We start from the raw sequence: 25,586 nt of genomic DNA, 5'->3' as shown, positions 1-25,586 counted from the left end.
GATACCGATCCGCCACATCCGATCAGTTCGGACCATCTCGACATCGGCCCGTTACTTTCAGGTTTAGCGTCCTCCCCCAAGACCCAGCGTCAGCGACAGGGGAAGGGACGTGAGGCCCCCGTGGCCAGTCATCGAAAGCCCAGGCAGCGCCCGCTCTCCGGCGGCACGGCACGGACGACCGCCGCCACCCTCGCCCTCGCGGGCGCTGCCACCGCCACCGCCTTCGAAGGCACCTCCCAGGCCGATCCCCGGCCCACCCCCTCCCAGGTCAAGTCGGAGGTGGACCGGCTCTACGAGGAGGCCGAGGCGGCGACCGAGCAGTACAACGGGGCGAAGGAGAAGGCCGACGAGGCCGAGCGCGCGCTGACCGGCCTGCGCGAGGAGACCGCCCGCAAGACCGATCAGCTCAACACCGCCCGCAGCGCGCTCGGCACCCTCGCGGCCTCCCAGTACCGCAGCGGTTCCCTGGGCACCGCCGTGCAGCTCGCGCTGGCGGCCGACCCGCAGGAGTACCTCTCCCAGGCCTCGTTCATCACCCGCGCCGGGGACCGCAACGCCGCCGGGATCACCACCGTGCGCCGCCGCCTCGACGAGGTCGGCAAACTCCGGGAACAGGCCGCGGGACAGCTCGCCGACCTCCGCGCCAAGCAGGACGAACTCTCCGCGCACAAGGCCGTGATCGAGGACAAGCTCGCCGCCGCCAAGCGCCTGCTGGCCAAGCTCACCGCCGAGGAGCGCGCCGCCTACGAGGCCCAGACGCCCGCCGCCTCCGCATCGCCCGCCGCCGCCCCGAGCGGCAGCACGCCCCCGCCGCCCTGGGGGCACCTCCCAGCGGTAGCTGGGGGAGGTTCCCGCGCGGCCCGCGCCGTGGCCTTCGCGTACACCGCGATCGGGAAGCCGTACGTCTGGGGCGCGACGGGTCCGGGGTCCTTCGACTGCTCGGGCCTGACCCAGGCCGCCTGGCGCTCGGCCGGGGTCTCCCTGCCCCGCACCACCTACACCCAGATCAACGCCGGCCGGCGCGTGTCCCGCGACCAGCTGGCCCCCGGGGACCTGGTGTTCTTCTACTCGGGAGTGACCCACGTCGGCCTCTACATCGGCAACGGCCAGATGATCCACGCCCCGCGCCCCGGGTCGACGGTCCGCCTGGCACCGGTCGACTCGATGCCCTGGGCCGGCGCCTCCCGCCCCGCGTGACCCCATCGGGCCCGGCGGGGCCTACGGCGCCTTGACGATGCCGCTCAGCCAGCCGAAGGTCTGCGGCAGCTGCTTGGACCACGATTCGAGGTTGTGGCCGCCGACCACCTTCTCCGCGTGCACGGCGGTCGGCTTCTGCGCGAGACCCTTCAGGTCCATGCCGGACAGGTAGCCGTCCTGCTCGGCCCCCGACATCCACAGCGAGACCGCCGGCGGCGTGGGCGTGGCCTTGAGCAGGTTCTTCAGGTTGTGCGAGACCCGCAGCTGCGGGTCCTGGGCGACCAGGGAGGAGGGCTCCTGGCCGGGGTCGTTGTAGCCGGACAGGGAGACGGCCGCGCTGTAGCGGTCGGGGTGCAGGATCGCCAGCTTGGCGGCGCAGTAGGCGCCGGCCGAGTACCCGGCCACGCCCCAGGTGCGGGCCTCCTCCGACGCCCGGAAGTTGTCGACGACCATCTTGCGGACGTCGACGCTGAACCAGCTGTCCGCGTTGACCTTGCCGGGGATGTTCGCGCAGCCGGTGTCGCCGTTGCCGACGAGCATGGCGCGCGGCGAGACCAGGATGAACGGCTGCACCTTGCCGCTCTTCATCAGCGGCTCCAGCACCTCGTGCGCCTTGAGCCCCTGGAACCAGGACTTGCCCGTCCCCGGTATGCCGGGGATCAGCTCGACCACCGGGAACTTCTTGTCCTTGTAGGCCGGGTCGTCGTACTGCGGCGGCAGCCACACCATGACGTCGCCCCTGACCCCGGATATCTTGCCGTCGAGCTCGGTCTTCTGGACCCGGCCGCCGAGGCCCTCGACGGGCTGGAACTGCTGCTTGACCTTCGGGGCCTCTTCGACCTTCTTCCCGCCGAGCCCGTCCGGGCCGAGGTCGGGGGCGGCGGTGACGTACTTCCCGGTGCCGAACAGGTCGCCCCAGGACGCGTAGAAGTGCTCGGCCCTGTTGACCGCGACGAACACCACCGCGACGGCCGTGACCTGCGCGAACACCACCATCAGCGCGCGTACGGCGGTGCGCACGACGGCGGGCCCGCGCACCTTGCTCCACACGGCCAACGGCAGGACGACGGCGATCGCGGTCAGCGCGATCACGGTCACGAAGAAGGGGGTCCCCGTCAAGCTCATCACGCCACCGTAGAGGGCGGCGCGACCTGCCCCGGTTGCCCGTCCGACCTGCGGTGTTGGTCACACCAGCAGGTCAGAGCGGGCCGTACGTCACACCAGCCGGCGGGCCGTCGCCCAGCGGGTCAGCTCGTGGCGGTTGGAGAGCTGAAGCTTGCGGAGCACGGCCGAGACGTGCGATTCGACCGTCTTCACCGAGATGAAGAGCTGCTTGGCGATCTCCTTGTACGCGTACCCGCGCGCGATCAGCCGCAGCACCTCGCGCTCGCGCTGGGTGAGCCGGTCCAGGTCCTCGTCCACCGGCGGCGCGTCCGTGGAGGCGAACGCGTCGAGCACGAAGCCCGCCAGCCGCGGCGAGAACACCGCGTCCCCGTCCTGCACGCGGAAGATCGAGTCCACCAGGTCGGTGCCGGTGATGGTCTTGGTGACGTAGCCCCGCGCGCCGCCCCGGATGACGCCGATGACGTCCTCGGCCGCGTCGGACACCGACAGCGCGAGGAACCGCACCGGGTTCTCGGCCGCGGCCATCAGCGGGGCGCAGCGCCGCAGCACCTCGACCCCGCCGCCGCCGGGCAGGTGCACGTCGAGCAGGACCACCTCGGGCCGGGTGGCGGTGATGACGGTGACGGCCTGGTCGACGTCGGCGGCCTCGCCGACGACCTCGACCCCGGTCCGCGCGGTCTCGCCGATCTCGGCCTGCACTCCGGTGCGGAACATCCGGTGGTCGTCGACGAGGACCACCCGGACCCTCCTGGTCTCCGTCACAGCGCTGTCCTCGGTCATCCTGCGTTCGCCGCCCTCTCCATCTCCAGCTCGACTTCCGTGCCGCCGTCGGGCGCGGACCGCAGCCGTGCGGTCCCGCCGTTGCGCTGCATCCGGCCGATGATCGATTCTCGTACGCCCATGCGGTCGTCCGGTACCGCGTCGATGTCGAAGCCCGGCCCCCGGTCCCGTACGGACACGAAGACCGTCCGCCCCTCCACCTCCGCGTACACCTGCACGGGCCCGCCCTCGCCACCGTACTTGGCGGCGTTGACCATCGCCTCGCGCGCTGCCTGGATCTGTGCCGCCAGCCCCTCGTCGAGCGGGCAGTCGCCGACGACGACGACCTCGATGGGGACGCCGTGGTGGTCCTCCACCTCGGCGGCGGTCTTCTTCACGGCGTCCGCCAGGGTGGCCGGCTCCTCCCCTTCCTCCTTGCCCGTGCCCTCGGGCTTGTAGAGCCAGTTCCGCAGCTCCCGTTCCTGCGCCCGCGCGAGCCGGCGCACCTCGCCGACGTCCTCCGCGTTGCGCTGGATCAGGGTGAGGGTGTGCAGCACCGAGTCGTGGACGTGGGCCGCGACCTCGGCGCGCTCCTGGGCGCGGATGCGCATCAGGCGTTCCTCGGAGAGGTCCTGGGTCATCCGGATCAGCCAGGGTCCGGCGAGCAGGGCGACGCCGACGAGGACGGCGAGGGTGGCGGTGAGGACGTTGCCGAGCTGTGCGGCGGAGCCCCGTACGACGATGAAGACGGTCAGGCCCACACCGACGAGGGCGACTCCGGCGAGGGCCCGGGCCACCTGGAACAGGCGCCCGTGCCGCCCGGCGGCCGTGGTCCAGTGGGCGCGGCGGGCGTTGTCGGCCTGCCGCCATACGAGGACGACACCGGCCCCGACCAGGAGCGTCGGCCACACGTACCGGCCGGAGGCGCCGCCGACCTGGACCTTCGAGATGAAGATGCCCGCGCCGACGGACAGGGCGATCAGCGCGGCGATCTGCCCGCGGTCGGGCTTGCGCAGCCGGCGGCTGCCGTCGGGGAGCGTCTCGAAGAAGGAGCGGTGCCCGCTGCGGCCGCCGACGCCGAGCGGTACGAAGACCCAGAACGCGGCGTACAGCAGCACGCCCAGCCCGTCGCCCCACATGAACAGGCCGAGGAACGCCAGCCGGACCCAGATCACGGGCAGCCCGAGGTGCCCCGCGAGACCGCGCGCGACGCCGCCGAGCATCCGGCCGTCCGCGCTGCGGTAGAGCTTGCGCTGCGGTGGTTCGTCGGCGTCCGGTGCGTGCGGGGTACGGGGAGCGGCGGCTACGGGCATGTCACCAAGGGTCACACGCGCGGCCGCGGCCCGGCATCAGGGCATCCCCCCACTTCTGTACGGGGGATATCAGGGTTGCGCCAGGGTAGGGCCCGGTGCCGCACGCCACCGCGGCCCGTCACCATGGACCCATGACCGAAGTACACGAAGCCCCGGCGGCGGACGCCGGGGGTCCCCCGGCAGCCGACGCCCGGCCGCCCCTGCGCCGCAGCAAGCGCGACAAGGTCCTCGCGGGCGTGTGCGGCGGCCTGGGCCGGTACTTCGACCTGGACCCGGTGGTCTTCCGCATCGTCCTCGGTGTCCTCGCGGTCACCGGCGGCGTCGGCCTGATCTTCTACGGCTTCGCGTGGCTGCTGCTCCCCCAGGAGGGCGAAGAGGACAGCGAGGCGAAGAAGCTGCTGACCGGCCGGGTCGAGGGCGCGACACTGGCCGCGGTGTTCGCGGCCCTGGTGGGCTGTGCGCTGTTCCTGTCGATGCTGGACAACGGCGGGCTGGCGGTCTTCTCGGTGCTGGCCGCCCTCGCCCTGGGCGGGGCGGCGTACTGGTCGCAGCGGCACCGGCACACCTGCCCGCCGAAGGCGGAGGACGCGCCGGGCCACCGCCCGCCGACGCCCGAGACCCAGGCCCCGCCGGCGCCCGGCGGTCCGTCGTGGTGGCGGGACCCGCTGGTCAAGGACGGCACCACCGGCCCCGTCGGGTCGACCGGCTACCTGTGGGGACCGGACGACGACGCCGTCGCCGGCGCGCCGGGCCCGGTCGCCGCGGCGGCTCCCGAGGCCGTCCCGGCGGCGCCCCGCCCGCGCGGCGGAATCGGCGGGCGGGTGTTCGTACTGGCCCTGCTGGCCGGGATCGTCTCCACCGGCTCGGTGTGGGAGGGCAGCACCCTCGGTCACGCCCTGCAGATCGGGCTCGCCGCCGCGCTGGCCGTCTTCGGCCTGGGCCTCGCCGTCAGCTCGGTCAAGGGCCGCACCGGCTTCGGCACCATCCTGCTCGCGGTCGTCACCGCCGGGCTCCTCGCCGTGGCCTCGGCGCTGCCGGGCGAGATCGGCACCGACTGGCGGCGGACCGAATGGCGGCCCGCCGCGGTGGCCGGCGTACGGCCCTCGTACGAGGCGGGCACCGGGCTCGCCGTCCTGGACCTGAGCCGCCTGGACGTGCCGAAGGGCGCGACGGTCCCGGTGCGCGCCTCCCTCGACGCGGGTCAGCTCAAGGTGATCCTGCCGCGCGAGGTGACGGCCGAGGCGGACGTCTCGGTCCGCCTGGGCGACATCCACATGCCCGGGGAGACGAGCCGGGACGTACGGATCCGCAGCGGCGGCGAACACCAGCGGGCGACGCTGGCGCCCGCCGCCGGCACCGAAGCCGGCGGAACGATCGAGCTGCACCTGAACACGGGTGTGGGACAGGTGGAGGTGGCCCGTGCGGCGTCATGAGTTCCAGCCCGGACGGCTCCTCGCGGGGCTGGTCCTCATCGCGGCGGGCGTGCTGTACCTGCTCGACGCGGGCGGCGAGGCCGATCTGCCGTGGTTCCTCGTGATCCTGATGACCTTGGGCGGTCTCTCGTTCGCCGCCCTGGTCGGGATGGTGACCTACGCCGTGCGCCGGGACAGGCGCGACCGGATCACGGAGTCCAGCGACAGGTAGGGGGCCCCGGCGAGGATCAGCGGGATCCAGGCCATCAGGTAGATGAGGTCGTTGCCGTAGTAGTACGGGGTCACCGCCCACGACACCGTGAGCCACAGGCTGAGCGCGATCAGCGCTCCGCCGAGGGCCGCGACACGGGTCAGCAGTCCGACCAGGGTTCCGAGGCCCACCAGGATCTCCCCGATGGCCAGGGCCACGGCGAAGCCGACGGGTGAGTTCAGCGACAGGTCCACCAGGGCGGGGACCGCGGAGGTGTCGCGCACCCCGCGCATCAGGTCGCCGATGGATCCGTCCCCGCTGGCGGAGAGGAACGCGGAGTCGGTCAGTTTGTCCAGCCCCGCGTAGACGAAGGTCACGCCCAGGAAGATCCGCAGGGGCAGCAGCGCGTGCCGGGACGCCAGCTCGCGCAGGCCGACCGCGTCACGAGGGGCTTCGGCTTCAAGAACATCGGTTCGGGTCACGGAACATGTGTACCCCGATCATTCGGCAACGTCGATGGTGCAGCGGTTGGATTCCACTCCTGCGGCGGTGACCACCTGGATCTCGATGCGGCCCGGTTCCACTTCCGCCGGGATGGGCACCGTCAGCACGGTGTCGGAGGGGTTGGTGAACCCGCCCGGCACCGGGACCAGCGGCACGTGCACGTGCACCGCCCCGATCCGCACCACCAGCCGGGCCAGCATCTCCGGTGTCTGCGCCCCGGGCGGCACGAAGCCCACGCCCCGGATCTCGATGTCGTCCCCGGGGCGGACGGCCGCGTCCAGGTCCCCGGGCTCCCGTCTGCGCACCACCGACAGCACGAGCGGGCGGGTGCCCTCCGCGTACTTCGCCGCCAGGTACACCGCCGCCGACAGCGCCACCAGCAGGGCCAGCGCCCAGGGCAGCTGAGGCAGCCGGTCCGGGAAGCGGGCCAGCGACGCCGCCGCGTAGACCAGCACCACCGTCGAGACGAGCACGTACTGCGCGTCCGGGAAGCTCCCGCGGCCCGCGTCGTCGGTCAGCAGGTCCACTCCGCGCGGCCGGTCCGCCGGCAGCTTCTGCAGCCGCTGACCCATGATCCGTACGGACACCACCCGGCGTACGAGCACCGCCACCCCCGAGGTCAGCGAGACCACCGCCAGCAGCGGCAGCGCCCGGTCCAGCGCGAGGCCCGCGTACAGCGCCTGCCGCTCGGGCCCGGGCGCCGAGGCGGCCAGCCGCAGCGCGGGCAGCAGCGTGGCGAACGCCGTCAGCACCACCCAGGCACTGGGCACCGCCTTGGAGGTGGAGAGCCGGTTGTCCTCGCCGACCAGCGGGGCCAGCAGCCCGCCGCGCACCGACTGGGCGCGGGCGGCGAAGGTGAGCAGCCCGGCCAGCACCACGGCCGCCAGCAGCCCGGCGGTGCGCGCCGTGGACCAGCCGGTGCCGAGCGCGGCGGCGACCTGGACCAGCAGCAGCACCCCGGCGGCGATCCACACGGCGAGGACGGCCCGCCGCGAGAACAGGTATAGCCAGGAGTTCCCGGCTTCCCGGCCCCGGTCGGCGACGGTGCGGGCCGACAGGGTCAGCTCGTCGGAGACCCACTGGCGGGAGGCGCCGAGCGAGTGGGCCACGGCGGCGGGCACGCCCAGCCCTGAGGCGAACTCGTCGCGCTTCTCCAAGAACGCGGCGACGGCGCGGCGGTGGCCCTCACGTGCGCACTCCTCGCAGGTGCAGGCCGTGGTATGGGTACCTCTGGACATCTCTTGGACAGCCACGAACGTGCCGCCTCTCTGAACTACGGTGCAATGCCAGCGAATTGTGCACCACTGCGGCAGTGCTCCGGATTGCGCACGATGTCAGAGCAGGTGATTAACGGTTCATGATGTTGACGCCACCGGCGTGTCCCCCTCACGGAGCAGCGGCTGACAGCTCACCCACGCGGCCAGATCGGACCCGAACCGCGCACGGGTGGCGACCGCGGCCCGGTGGTCGATGAGCACCGGCTTCCCGGCCGCCCGCGCGATCAGCTGCACCTGCGCCGCCCGCTCCGCCGCGATGAACCACCACGTGGCCGCGTCCACCGAGTCCCCGACCGTCAGCAGCCCGCGGTTGCGCAGGATCAGCGCCTTGTACGGGCCCAGCGCGAGCGCGATCCGGCCGGCCGACTCGGCCCCCGCGTATTCGTCCAGCAGCGCGTGGTCCTCGTAGAAGGCACAGGCCTCCTCGGTGATCGGGGCCAGCAGCTCGCCCAGCGCCGCGAGGGCGCGGCCGTACGGGGCCTGCGCGCGGACCACGGAGACCACCTCGGGTCGCTCCCGGTGGACCGCCGCGTGCACGGCGAAGGCGAGCTCGTTGACCCGGCGCTCCCCGCGGACCACCCGCCCGTCCCCGTCCACCAGCAGCAGGTCGTCCGCGGTGAGCGCGGCGAAGGGCTGCCCGAAGGGGTTCACCCAGTAGCAGTCCTCGAACTCCGGATCCCGCGCGGTGACCTGCCCGGCCACCCCGTCCTCGTACCCCAGCCGGCCCAGCAGCCGCAGCGCCCGAGCGAGTCGCTCCTTGCGGTGGGCGCGCGCCTCCGGGGTGGTGGCGTGCACGGGTGGCATCTCGAAACCGAGCCGCTCCACGGGCACGGGTACGGGCCGGTCCGGCATGGTCCCCTCCTTGCGGTCGCCTGCGTTCGCCCGGGTTCGGCCACGGTCGCCTTCGGGTCGCGGCGCAAAGTACCGGCGCCCCCGCGAAGTGGCCATACATACGACGAAGCCGCCGCTCCGGAGGGAGCGGCGGCTTCGTTTCGTGCGGTGGTGGGACCACCGGGGACTACCCGGGGACTACTCCCACTCGATGGTGCCCGGGGGCTTGCTCGTGCAGTCGAGGACCACCCGGTTCACCTCCGGCACCTCGTTGGTGATGCGGGTGGAGATCCGCGCGAGGACCTCGTACGGCATGCGCGTCCAGTCCGCGGTCATCGCGTCCTCGGAGGAGACGGGGCGCAGCACGATCGGGTGGCCGTAGGTGCGGCCGTCGCCCTGGACGCCGACGCTGCGGACGTCCGCGAGCAGCACCACCGGGCACTGCCAGATCTCGCGGTCCAGGCCGGCCGCGGTGAGCTCGTGGCGGGCGATGGCGTCGGCCTCGCGCAGCAGGTCCAGGCGCTCCTTGGTGACCTCGCCGACGATGCGGATGCCGAGGCCGGGGCCCGGGAAGGGCTGGCGCTGGACGATCTCGTCCGGCAGGCCGAGCTCCTGGCCGACCATCCGGACCTCGTCCTTGAACAGCTGGCGCAGCGGCTCGACGAGCTCGAACTCGATGTCGTCGGGAAGCCCGCCGACGTTGTGGTGGGACTTGATGTTCGCGGTGCCGGTGCCGCCGCCGGACTCGACGACGTCCGGGTACAGGGTGCCCTGGACGAGGAAGGCGACCGCGGGGCCCTCCTCCTGGAGGATCTCCAGCTGGGCCTGCTCGAAGACGCGGATGAACTCGCGGCCGATGATCTTGCGCTTGGTCTCCGGGTCGGAGACGCCGGCGAGCGCGTTCAGGAAGCGTTCCTGCGCGTCGACGACCTTCAGCTGCACACCGGTGGCGGCGACGAAGTCCTTCTCGACCTGCTCGGTCTCGCCCTTGCGCATCAGGCCGTGGTCGACGTACACGCAGGTGAGCTGCTTGCCGATGGCCTTCTGCACGAGGGCCGCGGCGACCGCCGAGTCCACGCCGCCGGAGAGGCCGCAGATGGCGCGCTTGTCGCCGACCTGCTCGCGGATGGCCGCGACCTGCTCCTCGACGATGTTGCCGGTGGTCCAGGTGGGGGCGAGGCCGGCGCCGCGGTAGAGGAAGTGCTCCAGGATCTGCTGGCCGTGCGTGGAGTGCATCACCTCGGGGTGGTACTGCACGCCGTACAGCTTCTTCTCGTCGTTCTCGAAGGCCGCGACCGGGACGACGTTCGTCGACGCGGTGACGGTGAAGCCCTCGGGGGCGGCGGAGCAGGCGTCGCCGTGGGACATCCACACCGACTGGTTCTCGGGGGTGCCCTCGAAGAGGGTGGAGCCGGCCTTGGAGACGGCCAGCGGGGTGCGGCCGTACTCACGGGCGCCGGTGTTGTCGACCCGCCCGCCGAGGGTGACCGCCATCAGCTGGAAGCCGTAGCACATGCCGAAGACGGGGACACCGGCCTCGAAGATCGCGCGGTCGAGCTGCGGGGCGCCTTCCTCGTACACGGAGGACGGACCGCCGGAGAGGATGATCGCCTTGGGGTTCTTGGCCAGCATCTCGTCGACGGGCATCGAGCTCGGCACGATCTCGCTGTAGACCCGTGCCTCGCGGACGCGGCGGGCGATGAGCTGGGCGTACTGGGCGCCGAAGTCGACGACGAGAACCGTGTCCGGGGCGCTGTCGTGGGCGGCGGAGGGTGCTTCTGGCACGGGGCGGCCTTCCGGCGGAAGAGGTGGCTGTTTTGTCGATTCTAACGGGGGACGTACACCCCTCTTCGTCTCACCATCCGAAGCGGGTTGGCAGGCGGACGGACGGAAGGCAATAATCCCCTTCATGCGCAAGCAGCTGAGCTTCCTCTTTACCTATGGCACCGGCCGGTCCGGTCGCCATGGGTCATCGTGATGCTCGCTTGAGCCGCTGACTTCCCAGAGCGCCCCGGTCCGACAGGACCGGGGCGCTCTGGCGTTTCTCCGGACCTGCGGGCCCCACCCGACAGGAGAGAAGACCATGACCACGATCACCACCACCCCCGAGCAGCTGATCGCCGACTCCCGGATGCGCATCGACGCCATCGACGACCGGATCATCGGGCTGATCCAGGAGCGGATGGCCGTCTCGACGGTCATCCAGGACGCCCGGATCTCCTCGGGCGGGCGCCGGGTGCACCTGACCCGCGAGATGGAGGTGCTCTCGCATTGGAGCGATGCTCTCGGGAAGCCCGGCACGACGCTCGCGATGACCCTGCTGGAGCTGTGCCGGGGCCGCGTGTGACGGCTGTTCGTCACCCGTCCGGACCGTGACCGCCCCCAGCACCCTTCGTTGGTGAGGATGACCGCGGCAGCCAGCCGTGGAACCGCATCACCACGCGTGGCTCCGCCGGAGCGATGAGACGTACGCCCCGTGGAGCGTGCGTCGTGGGACCTCGCTCCTTCGCGTGACCGGACGGCAGGGGACAGCAGCCCGGTCACCCCTTGGAGGACGGCCGGCCCTGGGGACGCCCCGGGCCGGCCGTTCTTCTTCGTCGCGCGGACGGGACCGCGCGCGTACGCGGTTACGCGCGCCCGGCGGCCTTGCGGCGGAACGCCAGGACCAGTGCGCCGCCCGCGGCCACCAGTACCGCGCCGCCGAAGGCGATCGTCTCGGCCGAGGTGCCGGTGGAGGCCAGGCCGCCGTTCGCCTTCGCGCCGGTGCCGCTGCCCGGGGTCGCCGAAGCGGTCGCGGTCGCGGTCGGGGTGGCCGAGGCGCTCGGGGTCGCCGAGCCCGCGGGCGTCGGGCTCGGCGAGGTGCCGCCGCCCTTCGCGTTGATCACGAGGGTCGCCTTGTTGTTGGCGTGGTTCGGGTCCCACCGCTGGGGCTGGGTGCCGCCGGGCGTCCACTGACCGACCGAGACGGAGCCCTTGGCGTCCTCGACGACCGTCTCGATCTTCAGCTCGAACGGGTAGGCGAAGTTCTCCTTCTCCCCCACGACGTGACCGGTGGAGCAGAAGTAGCGGGGCGCGCCCAGGGCCTGTTCGCGGTGGCTGCCGTCGGCGTTGACCGCCTGGCAGCGCTCCGGCACCTTGGTGACCTTCGCGCCCGCCGGGATCACGATGTCCGTGCGGGCGACGTCCTCACCGGAACGCAGGTGGGCCACCCACGCCGGACCGTTGTTGCGGAAGCCGAACTCGGCCCGCACCGTCTCGCCGGCCTTGCCCTTGAGGGACACGGGCGTGGCCACGAGGTCGGCGGTGTTGCGCGTCGCGAAGTCGAACTCCTGGAAGTTGTTCCAGGGGTCGAGGTCCACCACCTGCGCGGAGGCCTTGGGCGTCCGCTCCTTCACGGCCAGCTGCTTGCCGGCGGCCGGCTTGCGGAGCTGGTCGGCCTTCGGCTGGTCGCCGCTCGCGTAGACCGCGTAGGTCACCGCGTCGACGAAGGCGTGCGGGGCGGCCTTGAGGGTCAGCGCGCCCTCGACCCCGTAGACCTTGCCCGGCAGGTACTCGCCTTCGAGCAGGCACTGCGCGGTGGTCCAGCTCGTGTTCCACGGCCGGTCCGCGCCCGCGTCCTCGGAGTAGGAGCAGTTGTCGTACCGCTCCACGAGGCCGATGCCGTGCGTGGTGCGCACTTCGAGCACCACGCCCCGGACGGGGTCCGTGCCCTTGTTGGCGAAGACGATCGGCAGGTCCTGCTTGTCGCCCGGCTTCTGCTCCGCCTTGAGCGCGGCGGGCTCCAGCACCAGGTCGGGGCCGCCGACCCGGACCTTGGTGGTGGCGGCCTTGAAGGTGGCGCCCTCGGCCTTGCCGGTCACCGTCAGGTCCGCGCTCACGCCGACCTTGCTGTCCTTGGCCGCGCTGAGGTTCAGGTCCACGACGGTGGAGTCGCCCGTCCACAGCGCCCAGCGCTTGCAGGTGACGGCCGTGGCGGTGAGCGTGCAGTCCGCGCTCTGGCGCTCGGCGAGCGTGACGTCGGCGACGCCCTTGAGCGGGGTCAGGTCGATCGTGAAGGTGCTCTGGCGGTCGAAGGTCTTGTCGGTGCCGTTGAGGACCCGGAACTCGACCGAGGTCTTCTGCGGCTGGCCGCCTGCGCCGGGGTGGGGGCGCAGACCGGTCTCGGCCGGTCCGGCCAGCCGGAATTCGGGGTCCGCGGCGTGTGCGGGAGTGGTGGCCAGCGCCACGGCCGCGAGGCCGCAGACAGCCAGCAAGGAGATGCGCTTTCTCATGCAGCCGTTGACTGACGAAGATCAGTCGCAGTTGCACACTTCCCTGTGTGATCGACGCCACAGACCGGCCCGAGGGATTCCGGTACAACCATCAAGGCTGAACATCTGTCACCTATGTACCGCGGCGGGTACCGCGCTCGGAGGGGGAGCGCGGTGCCCGCCGCTGTCATGACCGGCGCGGCGGAATCTCGGGAACCGCCAGGAACGGCAGGCGCAGCGCGCCGAAGGCCTCCTTCGGGACGGCCGGACGGGCCGGTTCCACCGCCTCCAGGCGGACGTAGGCCGCCCCTTGGCCGGGCCGCGGATCCCGCTCGCCCTTGTTCGGCCAGTACGACATCGCCCGTTCCGCTTGCGCCGTGATCGTCAGCGACGGATTGACCCCGAGGTTCGCGGAGACGGCCGAGCCGTCCACCACCGAGATGCCCGGGTGCCCGTAGAGCCGGTGGTACGGGTCCACCACGCCCTCCTGCGCCGACGCCCCGATCGGGCAGCCGCCGAGGAAGTGCGCGGTCAGCGGGGTCCCCATCAGCTCGCCGATGTTGCTGCCCGGGAAGCCGTTGATCTCCTCGGCCAGCAGGGTCGCGGCCCGGGTGGCCTCCGCGATCTGCACCGGGTTGGGGGCGCCGTGGCCCTGGCGGGCGGTGAGCAGGCCCTTCCCGATCCCGCCGGGCTTGCGGTACGTGGTCAGGGAGTTGTCCAGCGACTGCATGACCAGGCCGATGATGGTCCGCTCCGACCAGCGCCGGTTCGACAGCGAACGGGCCAGCTGCAGGGGGTGCTTCGCGGTCCTGGCCAGCCAGGCGCGGACCCGGTGCCTGCTGTGGGGGACCTGGAGGATGGTCATGAACCCCATGGCGTTGGAGCCCTTGCCGTAGCGGACCGGCTCGATGTGGGTGTCGGCGTTGGGGTGCACGGAGGAGGTGATCGCCACGCCCCGGGTGAAGTCGGCCCGCTGCGCCTTGCCGGAGCCGTCGCCGTGCCGTCTGCGGTAGCGGCGGTCGTCGGTCTGCGCGCCGACCAGGCCCTCGGAGTTGGTCCGGGTCAGCTCCCCGAGCCGCTCGGACAGGCGCGGGAGCTCCCCGCGGTCCTTCATCGTGTGCAGCAGGGTCTGCGTGCCGTACGTGCCCGCCGCGACGACCACGTACCGGGCGCGCAGCACCTTGGCCTTCCCCCGGCGGCGGCCGTCGGTGGGGACGGTGCGGACGCGGTAGCCGCCCTCGGGGTGGTCGGCCAGGGCGGTGACGGTCGTCATGGGGTGGATGACGGCGCCGGCGCGCTCGGCGAGGTGCAGGTAGTTCTCGTTGAGGGTGTTCTTCGCGCCGTGCCGGCAGCCGGTCATGCACTCGCCGCATTCGGTGCAGGCCTTGCGGGCGGGGCCGGCGCCGCCGAAGTACGGGTCGGGGACCTCCTGGCCGGGGCGGGCCTTCGCGTGCCCCTCGGCGTCGTCACCGTCTCCGAAGAAGACGCCGACCGGGGCCATGTGGAAGGAGTCGGCCACGCCCATCTGCTCGGCGGCGGCCTTGAGGTGGACGTCGGAGGGGGTCATGGTCGGATTGAGCCGCACTCCGAGCATCCGCTGGGCCTGGTCGTAGTACGGGGCCAGTTCGTCGCGCCAGTCGGTGATGGACGCCCACTGCCGGTCCTCGAAGAAGGCGGTGGGCGGCACGTACAGGGTGTTGGCGTAGTTGAGCGAGCCGCCGCCGACGCCGGCGCCCGCGAGCACCATGACGTTGCCGAGCAGGTGGATCCGCTGGATCCCGTACAGCCCGAGGGCCGGGGCCCACAGGTAGTTCCGCAGGTCCCAGCTGTTCTTCGGCAGGCTCTCGCGGGTGAAGCGGCGCCCTGCCTCCAGGACGCCGACGCGGTAGCCCTTCTCGGTCAGGCGCAGGGCCGAGACCGAGCCGCCGAAGCCCGATCCGATGACGATGACGTCGTAGTCGTATGCGGCGTCGGACGCGCCGGCGGAGTCGGATGCGTCGGATGCGTCGTCGTGCGACACGGATACCCCTTAGCGCAGTCGGAGGGCCTTCATGATCTTGAGGCTGCGGGTCATGAACGCCGCGTACTTCTCGTCGTCCATGCCCAGCGAGGGCGCCATGGGGAGCAGCCGCTGGTGGGCGACGGTCTGGGCCTCGGTGTACTTGAGGATGCCCTCGGAGCCGTGGCGGCGGCCGAGGCCGGAGTCCTTCATGCCGCCCATGGGTGCCTGGGCGCTGCCGTAGGCGGGGGCGTAGCCCTCGTTGATGTTGACGGTGCCGGTGCGCAGGCGGGCGGCGACGGAGTGACCGCGGCGGGCGTCCTTGGTCCAGACGCTGGAGTTCAGGCCGTAGGCGGTGGCGTTGGCCTCGGCGATGGCCTGGTCCTCGTCGGTGAAGCGGTAGATCGAGACGACCGGGCCGAAGGTCTCCTCGCCGCAGACCGCCATGGGCGACTCGACTCCGTCGAGGATGGTGGGCTCGTAGAAGAGCGGGCCGATGTCGGGTCGGGCGGTGCCGCCGGCGACGAGGGTGGCGCCCTTGGCGACGGCCTCGTCCACGTGCCGCTGTACGGTCTCCAGCTGGCGCTCGCCGACCAGGGAGCCCATGTCGGCGCCGTAGGCCAGCGAGCTGCCGAGCCGCATGGCCTTGGTGCGGGCGGCGAACCGCTCGACGAACGCGTCGGCGATCGAGGCGTGGACGTAGAGCCGCTCGATGGAGATGCACAGCTGGCCGGCGGAGGAGAAGCAGGCGCGGACGGCGCCCGCGGCGGCCTTCTCCACGTCGGCGTCGTGCAGGACGAGCATGGCGTTCTTGCCGCCGAGTTCGAGGGAGACCCCGACGAGGCGGTCGGCCGCGCCCCGGGCGACCTCGCGGCCGGTGCGGGTGGAGCCGGTGAAGGAGACGTAGTCGGCGTGCCGGACCACCTCGGGGCCGACGACCGGGCCCTCGCCGAGGACGATCTGGAAGACCTCGGCGGGCAGCCCGGCCTCGATGAGCAGGTCGCGGGCCCACAGGGCGGTCAGGGCGGTCTCGGTGTCGGGCTTCATGACGAGGGCGTTGCCGGAGACGAAGGCGGGCAGGGCGTCGCCGACCGACAGCTCCAGGGGGTAGTTCCAGGGGGCGATCTGGCCGACGACCCCGCGGGGCTGGCGCAGCTCGGTGACCTTGGTGAGGGTGGGCATGGCTCCCGTGTGGCCCTTGGGGCGCAGGTACCCGGGGGCCTTGCGCCCGTAGTGGCGGGCCGAGACGGCGACCGCCTGGACCTCCTCGTGGGCGTGCAGGCGGGCCTTGCCGGTCTCCAGCTGGATCAGGTCGAGCACCTCGGCCTGCCGCTCCAGGACCAGGTCGTGGAAGCGCAGGAGCACGGCCGCCCGCTTGGCGACGGGGACGGCCGCCCAGGCGGGCTGGGCGGCGCGGGCCCGCTCGAAGGCCTCGGCCACGTCCTCGGGGGTGGCCTCGGGGAGTTCCGCCAGCCGGTCCCCGGTGAAGGGGGTGTGGTTGGCGGTGCGCCCGGAACCGAGCACTCCGCGGGTCAGCCGGGCGACCAGGTCGGGGGTCACCACGTCGGCGGCGGTGCGGGCACCGGCCGGGGCCGGGGCGACCGGGTTGGTGGGTTCCGGTGCGGTGCGGAGGGGGGCCGGGGCCTGCGAGTCCGTCATGCCGGTGAGCGTATTGCGCCGGACAGCCTTTGGGTACCCGCCGGTAACCGGATTTTGCCATTTCCGCCAGTGATCGCTGGCAGGATGACGGAATCAGGGCTTCGCGGCGGGCGGCTCCCAGCCGCTGAGCACGATGTCGAACTGCTTCTGGGTCGTCGCCCAGTCGGCGACGGGGCTCGACATGTAGATCGCGTACTCGGTGCCGTCCGGAGCGATGTACATCTGTTCTCTGGCCCGGCGCGGACCGGGGTGGTTCTGTTTCTCGGTCCACGAGAAGTCCCAGAGCGCGGCGCGGGTGCTGTCCCGGAAGGTGTTCTGGTTCAGCTGCTGCTTCTTGTAGTCCGTCCGCTTCGCCACCTGCTGCTCCAGGTCGAGCAGGTGCGCGTACGGGTCCCTGTAGTCCGGGGTGGAGTCGGCGGCGATCCGGATCAGGTGCTTCCCGTCGTCCGGGGTGTAGTCGATCTGGTCGCCGTTCGTCTTGCGCGTCCAGCCCTCCGGGACGAACAGGGTGAAGCCTGCGATGGGGTCGATGACCTTGTTGTAGCCGGCCGGCGGGGCCGCCGCCTGCGGCTTCCCGCTCCCGTCCTTCGCGTCGGGGGCGCTGGCGTTCTTGTCCGCGCCCCCGTCGTTCCCGGAGTCGCCGGTGTACTTGAGCACCCCGAACACACCGCCGCCGCCGAGCAGCGCCGCCACCAGGGCGATGCCCGCGGCCCGCTTGAGCCAGCCGTTCCCCTGGTCCGCGGGTGCGGGCACCGGCGCGGTCTCGGCGGGTTCCGGCAGCGGGGCCGTCTGTGAGGTCGTCTGCGGGGCCGCATTCCCGCGCTCCGCCGGCGCGGCGGGCTCGGCGAACGGTTCCTGCGCCGGGCCCAGTTCGTCCCGGGTCACCGCGCGCGTGGGGACGTACGCCTGCGCCGCCTTCGGCTCCCGGCCCTCCATCGCCTCCAGCAGCATCCGCTCGGCCTCATCGGCCGTGGGCCGCTCCACCGGGTCCTTGCGCAGCAGGGCCGTGATGACCGGCCCCAGGGCCCCGGCCTGGCGCAGCGCCGGCGGCTCGTCGTTCACCACGGCCTGCAGGCTGGAGATGGGCGACGTACGGCGGAACGGCGAGCGGGCCTCCACCGCCGTGTAGAGGGTGGCGCCCAGCGACCACAGGTCCGAGGACGGGTCGGGGATCCCACCGGTGACCCGCTCGGGAGCCAGGTAGTCGATGGAGCCGACGATCTCACCGGTCCGCGTGATCGAGGAGTCGCCCTCGATCGCGGCGATCCCGAAGTCCGTGAGCAGTACCCGCCCGTCCTTGGCCAGCAGCACGTTGCCCGGCTTCACGTCCCGGTGCAGTACGCCGACCGCGTGCGCGGCGCGCAGCGCGCCCAGCACGTGCAGCCCGATCCGGGCCGCCTCGCGGGGCTCGATCCGCCCGGCCGCCTTGGCCGCTTCCGCGAGGGAGGGGCCGTCGATGTACTCCATGACGATCCACGGCCGGTCGTCGTGCTCCAGCACGTCGTGCACGACGACCACCGCCGGATGCTGGATCCGGGCCGCGGCCCGGGCCTCCTTCTGCGTCCGGGCGTGCATGACGTCGCGGTCCGCCTGGGCGACGTACAGACCCGCCGTCAGTTCCTTGACCGCGACGGTCCTGTGGAGCAGCTCGTCATGCGCGCGCCACACTTTGCCCATGCCGCCCCGGCCGATCGGCTCGACGAGCCGGTACCGGCCCGCCAGCACGGCGCCCCCACCTGTCTGCTGTTCCACGAAATCCCGCCGCTCTCTGCACTTCAGGCCAGATTACGGAGCCCACGGGGGCTGCCGGAACCGCCCGGCCGCCGAAAGACGGCACTGTGACGCAATCGCCGTACTGATCCGTCGTCAGTATCCGCTCATCCGCCCGACTTGTAACTCGCCGTGGCCTTTTCGAAGACCTCGGTGACCTTGGACTGCTCGTCCTCCGGTCCCGTGACCAGGACGACGTGGTAGCTGCCGCCCAGCGCGACGACGAAGTTGCGGGCGAAGACGTTGCGGCCGGTCCCGTCGATCCACGTGTACCGGCCCGTGGCCTGCAGCTGCTGACCCACCTTGGTGGTCTTGACGTCCCCGACGGTCGACCAGGTGGACGTGCGGTACGGGGTCAGCTCCGGCTCCTTGTCCTTCTGGTACGCCGCCGGGTCGGGATTGCCCTGGACCTTGTCCCGGCCGGGAACCACCGTCAGCACGAACGGCCCGTTCGTATACCGCACCTGCCCCGACTCGTTGATCCCGCGCCGCTCCCAGCCCTCGGGGACGGCGATCTCGAAGTGCTCCGGGTCCTGCTGCGTGGTGTAGCCGGGCGGGGCGGAGGCGGGGGCGGCCGGTGGCGAGGCGGGCGCGGTCGTCTGCGGCGCGGGCTTGGACTCGGGCGTACCGGAGGGCACGTGCGAGGGGCTCGGCTTCGACGACGGCTGCCCGGTGCTCCCCCGGGCGTCGCCCTGTTGCTCCGGGGCCCCGGAGCGGGGCATGAACAGCATCGCGTACGCCACCGCCCCGGCCAGCAGGACCAGGATCCCGACGAGCAGGGTCCGGCCGAGGGCGCGCGGCTTGCGGGGCGCCGTGGGGTTGCGGTGGCGCCCGTGGACCTCGCCGCGGCGGCGTACGACGGGCAGCCGCGCGGGATCCGGCTCCGGCATCGGGAGCACCCCGAACCCGGCGTCCGGCTCGGGGGCGGACCGTACGAGCGAGCGCAGCCAGCCGCGGAGCTCCTCGAAGTCGGGCCGCTCGGTCGGGTCCTGACGCAGCAGCGACTCCACGACCGGGCGCAGCGCCCCGCACTCCTCGGCGAAGGCGGGCGGTTCGGCGCAGACCATGTCGACGAGCTCGGCGACGCTGTCCTCGGGGTACGGGGCGTGCCCCTGCACCGCGCGGTACAGCAGGGCGCCGAGCGCCCAGAGGTCGGTGGCGGGCCCGACGGGGGGCGCCAGCTGCCAGTGCCCGAGGACGGGGCCGGCCTGTTCGGGAGCCCAGCGCTCGGTGACGGCGCCGACGACGGCCATGCGCGTCTGGCGCGCGCGCTCGGCGTCCAGCCCGGTGCGGGGCCCGGCCCAGCCGCCCGCGGCGGGGGCGGGCCCGGGACCGACCGGCTGCGGACGGTCGGGGTCCGCGGGCGCCGGGGCGGGTACGGGACCCACGGCCGGCCGGTTCGGGGCCTCGGCCTGGCGGTAGCCCTGGGGCAGGGCGAGTTGGGCGGGCAGCGCGGGTGGCAGCGGGGAATCGTCCCGGCGGTGCGCCTCCGGGTCTGGCCCGGGCGGCGTCCCGGCCGGGGGCTCCTGCCCGGCCGGATCCTGCCGGACCGGATCCGGCGATTCCTGCGGCTGCTGCGGGTCCTGCGGGTCCTGCGGCTGCTGCGGGGCCGGCAGCGCCGGGCGGTTGCGGGGGGTCGCGCCGTGCCAGGGGGCGGGGGCGGCCGTCTCCGGGCCGCCGTACGGGTACGAGTACCCCTGCGGGAGGGTCGACCCGTGCGGCCGCTGCTCCGGCACGACGATCGGATCGGCCTGGCGCTGCTCGCCGACCTTGGCGGCGGCGGCCCGCGCCCCGGCCCGGTAGGCGGCGATGGCCCCGGCCCGCGCGGCGGCCTGGAGGTCGGGGCGGTCCTGCGGTCGGCCGGGGGTGATGTGGTCGGAGTACCGGGGCCCGGTGTCGTACCCGGGGGCCACGAGGGGGGCGTACCCGGCGGAGGGCTCGGGGGCAGCCCCGGGCGCGGCCGTCGGGGCCGGAGTCGAGGGAGTGGACGGCCCCGGCGCGGGAGTCCGCGCCGGGCCGGGACCCTGAGTCGGGACGGGGGCCGTGGTGGGGGCCGTGGCGGGAGCCGTGGTGGGGGCCGTACCCCAGCCCCCTCCGCCGTCGGAGTCGGCGGCGCTCGGGACGGGGTCGTAGCCGCACAGGGCCTCCTCCGCCGCGCCGGCCGCCAGGCCCGTCAGCACGACCCGGCCGTCGTCGCACACCAGCACCGTCCGGACGGTGATGTTCCGGTGCGTCCAGCCGTGCGCGTGCAGCACCCGCAGTGCGGTCAGGACGTCCGACGCCACCTCAGCCGCCCTGTAGGGGCTGAGCGGTTCATCGGCTATCAGCGCGGCCAGCGGCCTGGCCGGGACGAGTTCGCTCACTATCCACAGCGACTCGCCCTCGGCGAACACGTCGAAGACCTGGTCCAGCCGGGGATGGTCCGGGATCGCGGCCGCCGCCTGCGCCGCCTCGATGGCACGCCGTACGGCCGGCAGATCGGCGGGCGAGCGGCGCGCCGTCGCCGGGACGGGCCGCGGCCCGTCCAGCAGCTCGGCGTCCACGACCTCCGGCAACGGCACCTGCCGGACCAGGACTTCCTGCCCGCTGCGCGTGTCGAAGGCCCGGGTCTCGACCAGCTCGTACTCGTCGGACGGCGGCAGCGGCAGACGGTAACGGCCGGCCAGGATCCGGCCCGCGTACTCCTCCACATCGCCTCCCCCGAGTGCGGCGGGCCCCCCATGGCCCCGCTGACACGATACGTCGCCGGGGGCGCCCGCGTCCCAGGGTCAGCCGAGCGGCTGGAAGGTCTCGAAAGCGGTGTTGCGCATCTGGGTGCACTCGGCGCCGTCCCACTGGTCGGCGGCGCAGCTGATCATGATCGCGTAGCCGTGCGTGGCGTCCAGCTTGAAGCCGCGGTTGAGCACCCGGACCTTCATCCCCTTCTGCTCCCGCTCGAACTCCCAGTCCGCGACGGTCGGATAGCCCCGGTAGTCCACCCGGTTGATCCGGAGCGTGCGGTATCCCTTGCTGCTGCCGGCCACATTGGGGACCGACTGGTTCCAGGCGAGGACTGCGTCGTCGCCCGGCGATTTGGTGTAGTCGACCTGGATCCGCGGGAAGCCGCCGCTTTCGCGGGCGTATATGCCGCCGGAGTTGTCGCCCGCTATGTCTATCTGCTTGAAGCCCTCGGGCATCGCCATCGAGAAGCGGAACCCGAACTCCTGCACCAGGGCGTATCCCGCCGGGAGGGCGGCGCCGCCGACGCCGCCGGAGGTGGCGCCCTGCCCCTGGCTCGTGGCCGGAGTCTGCTGGCCCTGGCCGGGCTCGCCGCCCGTACCGGTGGTGGTGCCGGTGCCGGTACCGCCATTGGCACCGGCGCCCGCGCTGGCGTTGCCGTTGCCGTTGCCGTTGCCTGCCGAATCACCGGTGTTCGCCGACGGCTTCGGGGAGGCCTGCTTGTTGGGGGCGGAGGCGCTCGGCTGCCCGCCCTTGCCCTCGTTCTTGGCGCCCTTGTCGTCGCCGCTCATGGCGTAGGCGATCAGCGAACCGACCACGGCCAGCACCACGACCACGGCGGCTATCGCGAGCGCGATGGTGCGCCGGGGCATGACGTCGGTGAGCGGGGCCGCGACGGGGGACGGCTTGGCCTTCGGCGGCTCCGCGGCCGAGACGGCCGTGGTGGCCGCCGCGGCGGTGGCGGCCTTGCGGGCCGACTTGAGCGCGGCGCGGGCGCGTTCGCGCTGCTCGCGCTCGCGGCGGTCGCGTTCCTTCTTCTCCGCCTTCTCGGCCGCCTTCTCGGCCGCCTTCTCCGCGGCGACCTTCTCCGCGGCCGCCTTGGCGTCCGCGAGCGATATCTGCCGGGTCTCCTCGGCGGCGGCCGGGGCGGCCACGGGGGCCGGGATCGGCTCGGGCGCGTTGACCACGGCGGTGAGCAGGGCCCGCGCGCGGGCGTCGTCGAGCCGCAGCGCGGGGTCCTTGACCAGCAGGCCGTAGATGACCTCGACCAGCGGGCCGGCGTTCTTCGGCGGGTCCACGGGCTCGGTCATCACCGCGGTGAGGGTGGCGAGCGCGGACCCCTTGTCGTACGGGGGCACTCCCTCGACGGAGGCGTACAGCAGGCCGCCCAGCGACCACATGTCGGCGGGCGGGCCGGGCTTCTGGCCGCGGGCGCGCTCGGGGGAGATGTAGGAGGGGGCGCCGACGAGCATGCCGGTGGAGGTGACCGAGGGGTCGCCCTCGACCTGCGCGATGCCGAAGTCGGTCAGGACGACACGGCCGTTGCCGGCGATGAGCACGTTGGAGGGCTTGACGTCGCGGTGCAGGATGCCCTGGCCGTGCGCGGCGCGCAGCACGTCGAGCACGGCGAGGCCGACCTCGGCGGCGCGACGGGGGGTCAGCGGACCGTTCTCGCGTACGAACTCGGCGAGCGAGGGGCCCTCGATGAGCTCCATGACGATCCACGGCCGGCCGTCCTCGTCGACGACGTCGTAGACGGTGACGGCGCCGCCGCTGCGGATCCGGGCAATGGCCTTGGCCTCGCGGAGGGTACGGGTGATGAGGCGGCGCTTCTCGTCCTCGTCGACCCCGGTGCTGAAACGGAGCTCCTTGACGGCGACCGTGCGGCCCAGGGTCTCGTCCTGGGCCCGCCAGACGGTGCCCATGCCGCCCTTGCCGAGCACGGCTCCCAGCCGGTACCGCCCGGCCAGCAGACGGCCCTCGTCCTGCCCGTCGCCGGCCGCCTTCGCCGCCGCGGCCTTGACGGCGGCCGCCATGGCATCCGCCTTCTCCACGACGGGGTTGACCCCTTCACCCGCCTTGGCGGGCGCGGCCTTCCCCAAGCCCGGCTTCGCAGCCGAAGCCTCCGCCTCGGGCTCGACAGCCACGGGCTTCGCGTCTTCGGGCTCGGCCACAGGCGACCCACCGGCCTTGCTCAGCTTCGGCTTCGCAGCCACCGGCTCCTCGCTGCCGGGCTTCGCCGCCTCAGCAGGTACGTCAGCGGCCTCGGCCTTCGCCGCCGCGGCCTTGCTCGGCTCCGGCTTCGCGTCCTGCGGCTCGGCCTTCGCCGCGGGCACCCGCTCGGCCTTGCTCAACCCGGGCTTCGCAGCCGCGGCCTTCGCCTCGTCAGGCTCCGCCTGCTCACTGCCCGGCTTCGTCGCCCCGGCAGGTGCGTCGGAAGGCTCGGCCTTCGCCACGGCCCGCTCCTCACGGCCGGGCTTCGCCGCAGGCGACCCGGCCTTCTCACTGCCAGGCTTCGCCACAGGCGCCCCGGAAGGCACGCGGCCAGCCGAAGACTTCGCACTGTCAGGCGCCGCCGCAGGCGACCCCGCAGGTGACTCGGTGTGCTCCGGCTTCGACATGCGTCCCCTCTGCGATCCTGCCGCTGCTCCGCCTGCCCCGGCGGCTGAGCGACCCGGCGGCCGGGGCCCGCGGTAACCCGCCCCGGCAGAACCCTCATTGTTCCTCACTCCGCAACGGACGGGCCCCCCGGGTCCGCGGTTCCCCGTCACGCATTCCGGAGTTACAACGGAACGATGTCGGGCGCCCCCAGCCGCGCCGCGTCCGCCGTCTGGTCGTCCGGCTGGCGCTGCGACTCCCGCTCCGCCTGCACCCGCTTCTCGTAGTGTTCCACTTCCTTCGCGATCTGCTGCTCGTCCCACCCCAGGACCGGAGCCATCAACTCCGCGCATTCGCGCGCCGACCGCGTCCCGCGGTCGAAGGTCTCGATCGAGATCCGCGTCCGCCGCGTCAGCACGTCGTCCAGGTGCCGCGCCCCCTCGTGCGAGGCCGCGTACACGATCTCGGCCCGCAGGTAGTCCTCCGCCCCGGTCACCGGCTCGCGCAGTCCCGGATCGGCGGCGATCAGGTCCAGCAGTTCCTCCGTCAGCGAGCCGTACCGGTTCAACAGGTGTTCCACCCGCACCACGTGAAGACCCGTCCGGGCCGCCATCCTGGCCCGCCCGTTCCACAGCGCCCGGTACCCCTCCGCCCCCACCAGCGGCACGTCCTCCGTCACGCACTCCGCCACCCGCTGGTCCAGCCCGTGCACGGCCTCGTCGACGGCGTCCTTCGCCATGACCCGGTACGTCGTGTACTTGCCGCCCGCCACCACCACCAGCCCGGGCACCGGGTGCGCCACCGTGTGCTCGCGCGAGAGCTTGCTCGTCGCGTCCGACTCCCCGGCCAGCAGCGGCCGCAGGCCCGCGTACACGCCCTGGACGTCGTCGCGCGTCAGCGGCACCGCCAGCACCGAGTTCACGTGCTCCAGCAGGTAGTCGATGTCCGCGCTGGACGCCGCCGGGTGGGCCTTGTCCAGGTCCCAGTCGGTGTCCGTGGTGCCCACGATCCAGTGCCGCCCCCACGGGATGACGAACAGCACCGACTTCTCGGTCCGCAGGATCAGCCCGGTGCTGGAATGGATCCGGTCCTTCGGCACGACCAGGTGGATGCCCTTCGAGGCCCGTACGTGGAATTGCCCGCGCTCCCCGATCAGCGCCTGGGTGTCGTCCGTCCACACCCCCGTCGCGTTGACGACCTGCTTCGCGCGGATGGCGTACTCACCGCCGCCCTCCACGTCCCGCACCTGCGCGCCGACCACCCGTTCGCCCTCGCGCAGGAAGCCGATCACCCTCGCCCGGTTGGCGCAGTGCGCCCCGTACGCCGTGGCCGTGCGGACCAGGGTGGTGACGTACCGCGCGTCGTCCATCTGGGCGTCGTAGTACTGCAGGGCCCCCACCAGCGCGTCCTTGCGCAGCGCCGGAGCCACCCGCAGGGCGCGCTTGCGCGACAGGTGCCGGTGCACCGGCAGGCCGCGCCCGTGCCCGCTGGAGACCGACATCGCGTCGTACAGCGCGACGCCCGAGCCGGCGTACAGCCGCTCCCAGCCCTTGTGCTGCAAGGGGTACAGGAAGGGCACCGGCTTCACCAGGTGCGGGGCGAGCCGCTCCAGCAGCAGGCCGCGCTCCTTCAGCGCCTCCCGTACGAGGGCGAAGTCGAGCATCTCCAGGTACCGCAGGCCGCCGTGGATCAGCTTGCTGGACCGGCTGGAGGTGCCCGACGCCCAGTCCCGCGCCTCCACCAGGCCGGTCGACAGGCCCCGGGTGACCGCGTCGAGCGCGGTGCCGGCGCCCACCACGCCCGCGCCCACCACCAGCACGTCCAGTTCACGCTCGGCCATCCGGGCGAGGGCCTCGGCCCGCTGCGCCGGCCCCAGTGTCGCTGTCCTCACGGCTGCCTCCCGTTGGTGCGGGTGAGATCCCGCTCACATGCCCCCGTTTCATGATTCTGACCGCCCGCACCC

18 protein-coding genes are annotated in these 25,586 nt (G+C 72.9%); 4 read left to right on the top strand and 14 right to left on the bottom strand.

Annotated features, from left to right (window positions below):
• Positions 1-120 precede the first annotated feature (120 nt).
• Positions 121-1,197: an NlpC/P60 family protein gene (locus AB0D29_RS04035; RefSeq protein ID WP_362852012.1), complete on the top strand. Its 1,077-nt coding sequence runs from the start codon at positions 121-123 to the stop codon at positions 1,195-1,197.
• A 21-nt stretch (positions 1,198-1,218) separates the two neighbouring features.
• On the opposite strand, the gene AB0D29_RS04030 is transcribed toward AB0D29_RS04035, so the two are convergent.
• From AB0D29_RS04030 to AB0D29_RS04020, 3 genes are all read right to left on the bottom strand, one after another.
• Complete coding sequence (locus tag AB0D29_RS04030) at positions 1,219-2,322, bottom strand: alpha/beta hydrolase-fold protein (RefSeq protein WP_362852011.1); 1,104 nt, start codon at positions 2,320-2,322, stop codon at positions 1,219-1,221.
• Between the two features lie 90 nt (positions 2,323-2,412).
• Entirely contained in the window at positions 2,413-3,102 is a 690-nt protein-coding gene (locus AB0D29_RS04025) for a response regulator transcription factor (RefSeq protein WP_030710448.1), read from the bottom strand.
• Positions 3,099-4,394, bottom strand: a complete 1,296-nt coding sequence (locus AB0D29_RS04020) for a PspC domain-containing protein (protein WP_362852010.1) — start codon at positions 4,392-4,394, stop codon at positions 3,099-3,101. The genes AB0D29_RS04025 and AB0D29_RS04020 overlap by 4 nt, the downstream gene beginning before the upstream one ends.
• Positions 4,395-4,525: 131 nt before the next feature.
• Here AB0D29_RS04020 and AB0D29_RS04015 point away from each other — a divergent pair, with 131 nt between their 5' ends.
• The gene (locus AB0D29_RS04015; RefSeq protein WP_362852009.1) at positions 4,526-5,827 is read left to right on the top strand and encodes a PspC domain-containing protein; all 1,302 of its coding nucleotides are present in this window, start codon (positions 4,526-4,528) and stop codon (positions 5,825-5,827) included.
• A complete protein-coding gene (locus AB0D29_RS04010; RefSeq protein ID WP_362852008.1) occupies positions 5,814-6,038 on the top strand; it encodes a hypothetical protein in 225 nt (74 codons plus the stop codon). Before AB0D29_RS04015 ends, AB0D29_RS04010 begins: the two co-directional genes overlap by 14 nt.
• Here the strand turns inward: AB0D29_RS04010 and AB0D29_RS04005 are convergent.
• From AB0D29_RS04005 to guaA, 4 genes are all read right to left on the bottom strand, one after another.
• Positions 5,984-6,499 carry a TQO small subunit DoxD gene (locus AB0D29_RS04005; RefSeq protein ID WP_030710440.1) on the bottom strand — a complete coding sequence of 172 codons (516 nt, stop codon included), beginning with the start codon at positions 6,497-6,499 and terminating at the stop codon, positions 5,984-5,986. The genes AB0D29_RS04010 and AB0D29_RS04005 overlap by 55 nt on opposite strands.
• Positions 6,500-6,517: 18 nt before the next feature.
• Positions 6,518-7,774: a hypothetical protein gene (locus AB0D29_RS04000; protein WP_362852007.1), complete on the bottom strand. Its 1,257-nt coding sequence runs from the start codon at positions 7,772-7,774 to the stop codon at positions 6,518-6,520.
• Between the two features lie 102 nt (positions 7,775-7,876).
• On the bottom strand, positions 7,877-8,650 hold the full coding sequence (locus AB0D29_RS03995; protein ID WP_362852006.1) for a class II aldolase/adducin family protein: 774 nt from the start codon (positions 8,648-8,650) through the stop codon (positions 7,877-7,879).
• Between the two features lie 177 nt (positions 8,651-8,827).
• Positions 8,828-10,414 carry a glutamine-hydrolyzing GMP synthase gene (gene guaA / locus AB0D29_RS03990; protein ID WP_362852005.1) on the bottom strand — a complete coding sequence of 529 codons (1,587 nt, stop codon included), beginning with the start codon at positions 10,412-10,414 and terminating at the stop codon, positions 8,828-8,830.
• Positions 10,415-10,712: 298 nt separating this feature from the next.
• Here guaA and AB0D29_RS03985 point away from each other — a divergent pair, with 298 nt between their 5' ends.
• A complete protein-coding gene (locus tag AB0D29_RS03985) occupies positions 10,713-10,976 on the top strand; it encodes a chorismate mutase (protein ID WP_362852004.1) in 264 nt (87 codons plus the stop codon).
• A gap of 280 nt (positions 10,977-11,256) precedes the next feature.
• Here AB0D29_RS03985 and AB0D29_RS03980 read toward each other — a convergent pair whose 3' ends face one another.
• The 7 genes from AB0D29_RS03980 to AB0D29_RS03950 form a co-directional block, all read right to left on the bottom strand.
• Entirely contained in the window at positions 11,257-12,900 is a 1,644-nt protein-coding gene (locus AB0D29_RS03980; RefSeq protein WP_362852003.1) for an LPXTG cell wall anchor domain-containing protein, read from the bottom strand.
• Positions 12,901-13,066: 166 nt separating this feature from the next.
• Positions 13,067-14,899, bottom strand: a complete 1,833-nt coding sequence (locus AB0D29_RS03975) for a GMC family oxidoreductase (RefSeq protein WP_362852002.1) — start codon at positions 14,897-14,899, stop codon at positions 13,067-13,069.
• Between the two features lie 9 nt (positions 14,900-14,908).
• Complete coding sequence (locus AB0D29_RS03970; protein WP_362852001.1) at positions 14,909-16,537, bottom strand: succinic semialdehyde dehydrogenase; 1,629 nt, start codon at positions 16,535-16,537, stop codon at positions 14,909-14,911.
• Positions 16,538-16,630: 93 nt separating this feature from the next.
• The gene (locus AB0D29_RS03965; protein ID WP_362852000.1) at positions 16,631-18,289 is read right to left on the bottom strand and encodes a protein kinase; all 1,659 of its coding nucleotides are present in this window, start codon (positions 18,287-18,289) and stop codon (positions 16,631-16,633) included.
• Between the two features lie 125 nt (positions 18,290-18,414).
• A complete protein-coding gene (locus AB0D29_RS03960; RefSeq protein ID WP_362851999.1) occupies positions 18,415-20,997 on the bottom strand; it encodes a protein kinase in 2,583 nt (860 codons plus the stop codon).
• Positions 20,998-21,075: 78 nt separating this feature from the next.
• On the bottom strand, positions 21,076-23,061 hold the full coding sequence (locus tag AB0D29_RS03955; protein WP_362852153.1) for a serine/threonine-protein kinase: 1,986 nt from the start codon (positions 23,059-23,061) through the stop codon (positions 21,076-21,078).
• 746 nt (positions 23,062-23,807) lie between these two features.
• Entirely contained in the window at positions 23,808-25,514 is a 1,707-nt protein-coding gene (locus AB0D29_RS03950; RefSeq protein WP_362851998.1) for a glycerol-3-phosphate dehydrogenase/oxidase, read from the bottom strand.
• Between the last annotated feature and the right edge of the window lie 72 nt (positions 25,515-25,586).

Origin of the sequence: Streptomyces sp. NPDC048424, assembly GCF_040651555.1 — a bacterium.
Classification (GTDB): domain Bacteria; phylum Actinomycetota; class Actinomycetes; order Streptomycetales; family Streptomycetaceae; genus Streptomyces.
This window is presented reverse-complemented; position numbering and strand designations above follow the sequence as displayed.

Excerpts from the sequence above, each read along its gene's own strand:
- AB0D29_RS04030 (WP_362852011.1), bottom strand. The coding sequence starts at position 2,322 with ATGAGCTTGACGGGGACCCCCTTCTTCGTGACCGTGATCGCGCTGACC.
- AB0D29_RS03995 (WP_362852006.1), bottom strand. The coding sequence starts at position 8,650 with ATGCCGGACCGGCCCGTACCCGTGCCCGTGGAGCGGCTCGGTTTCGAG.
- AB0D29_RS03970 (WP_362852001.1), bottom strand. The coding sequence starts at position 16,537 with ATGACGGACTCGCAGGCCCCGGCCCCCCTCCGCACCGCACCGGAACCC.
- AB0D29_RS04020 (WP_362852010.1), bottom strand. The coding sequence starts at position 4,394 with ATGCCCGTAGCCGCCGCTCCCCGTACCCCGCACGCACCGGACGCCGAC.
- AB0D29_RS04025 (WP_030710448.1), bottom strand. The coding sequence starts at position 3,102 with ATGACCGAGGACAGCGCTGTGACGGAGACCAGGAGGGTCCGGGTGGTC.
- AB0D29_RS04015 (WP_362852009.1), top strand. The coding sequence starts at position 4,526 with ATGACCGAAGTACACGAAGCCCCGGCGGCGGACGCCGGGGGTCCCCCG.
- AB0D29_RS03980 (WP_362852003.1), bottom strand. The coding sequence starts at position 12,900 with ATGAGAAAGCGCATCTCCTTGCTGGCTGTCTGCGGCCTCGCGGCCGTG.
- AB0D29_RS03985 (WP_362852004.1), top strand. The coding sequence starts at position 10,713 with ATGACCACGATCACCACCACCCCCGAGCAGCTGATCGCCGACTCCCGG.
- AB0D29_RS03955 (WP_362852153.1), bottom strand. The coding sequence starts at position 23,061 with ATGGCGGCCGCCGTCAAGGCCGCGGCGGCGAAGGCGGCCGGCGACGGG.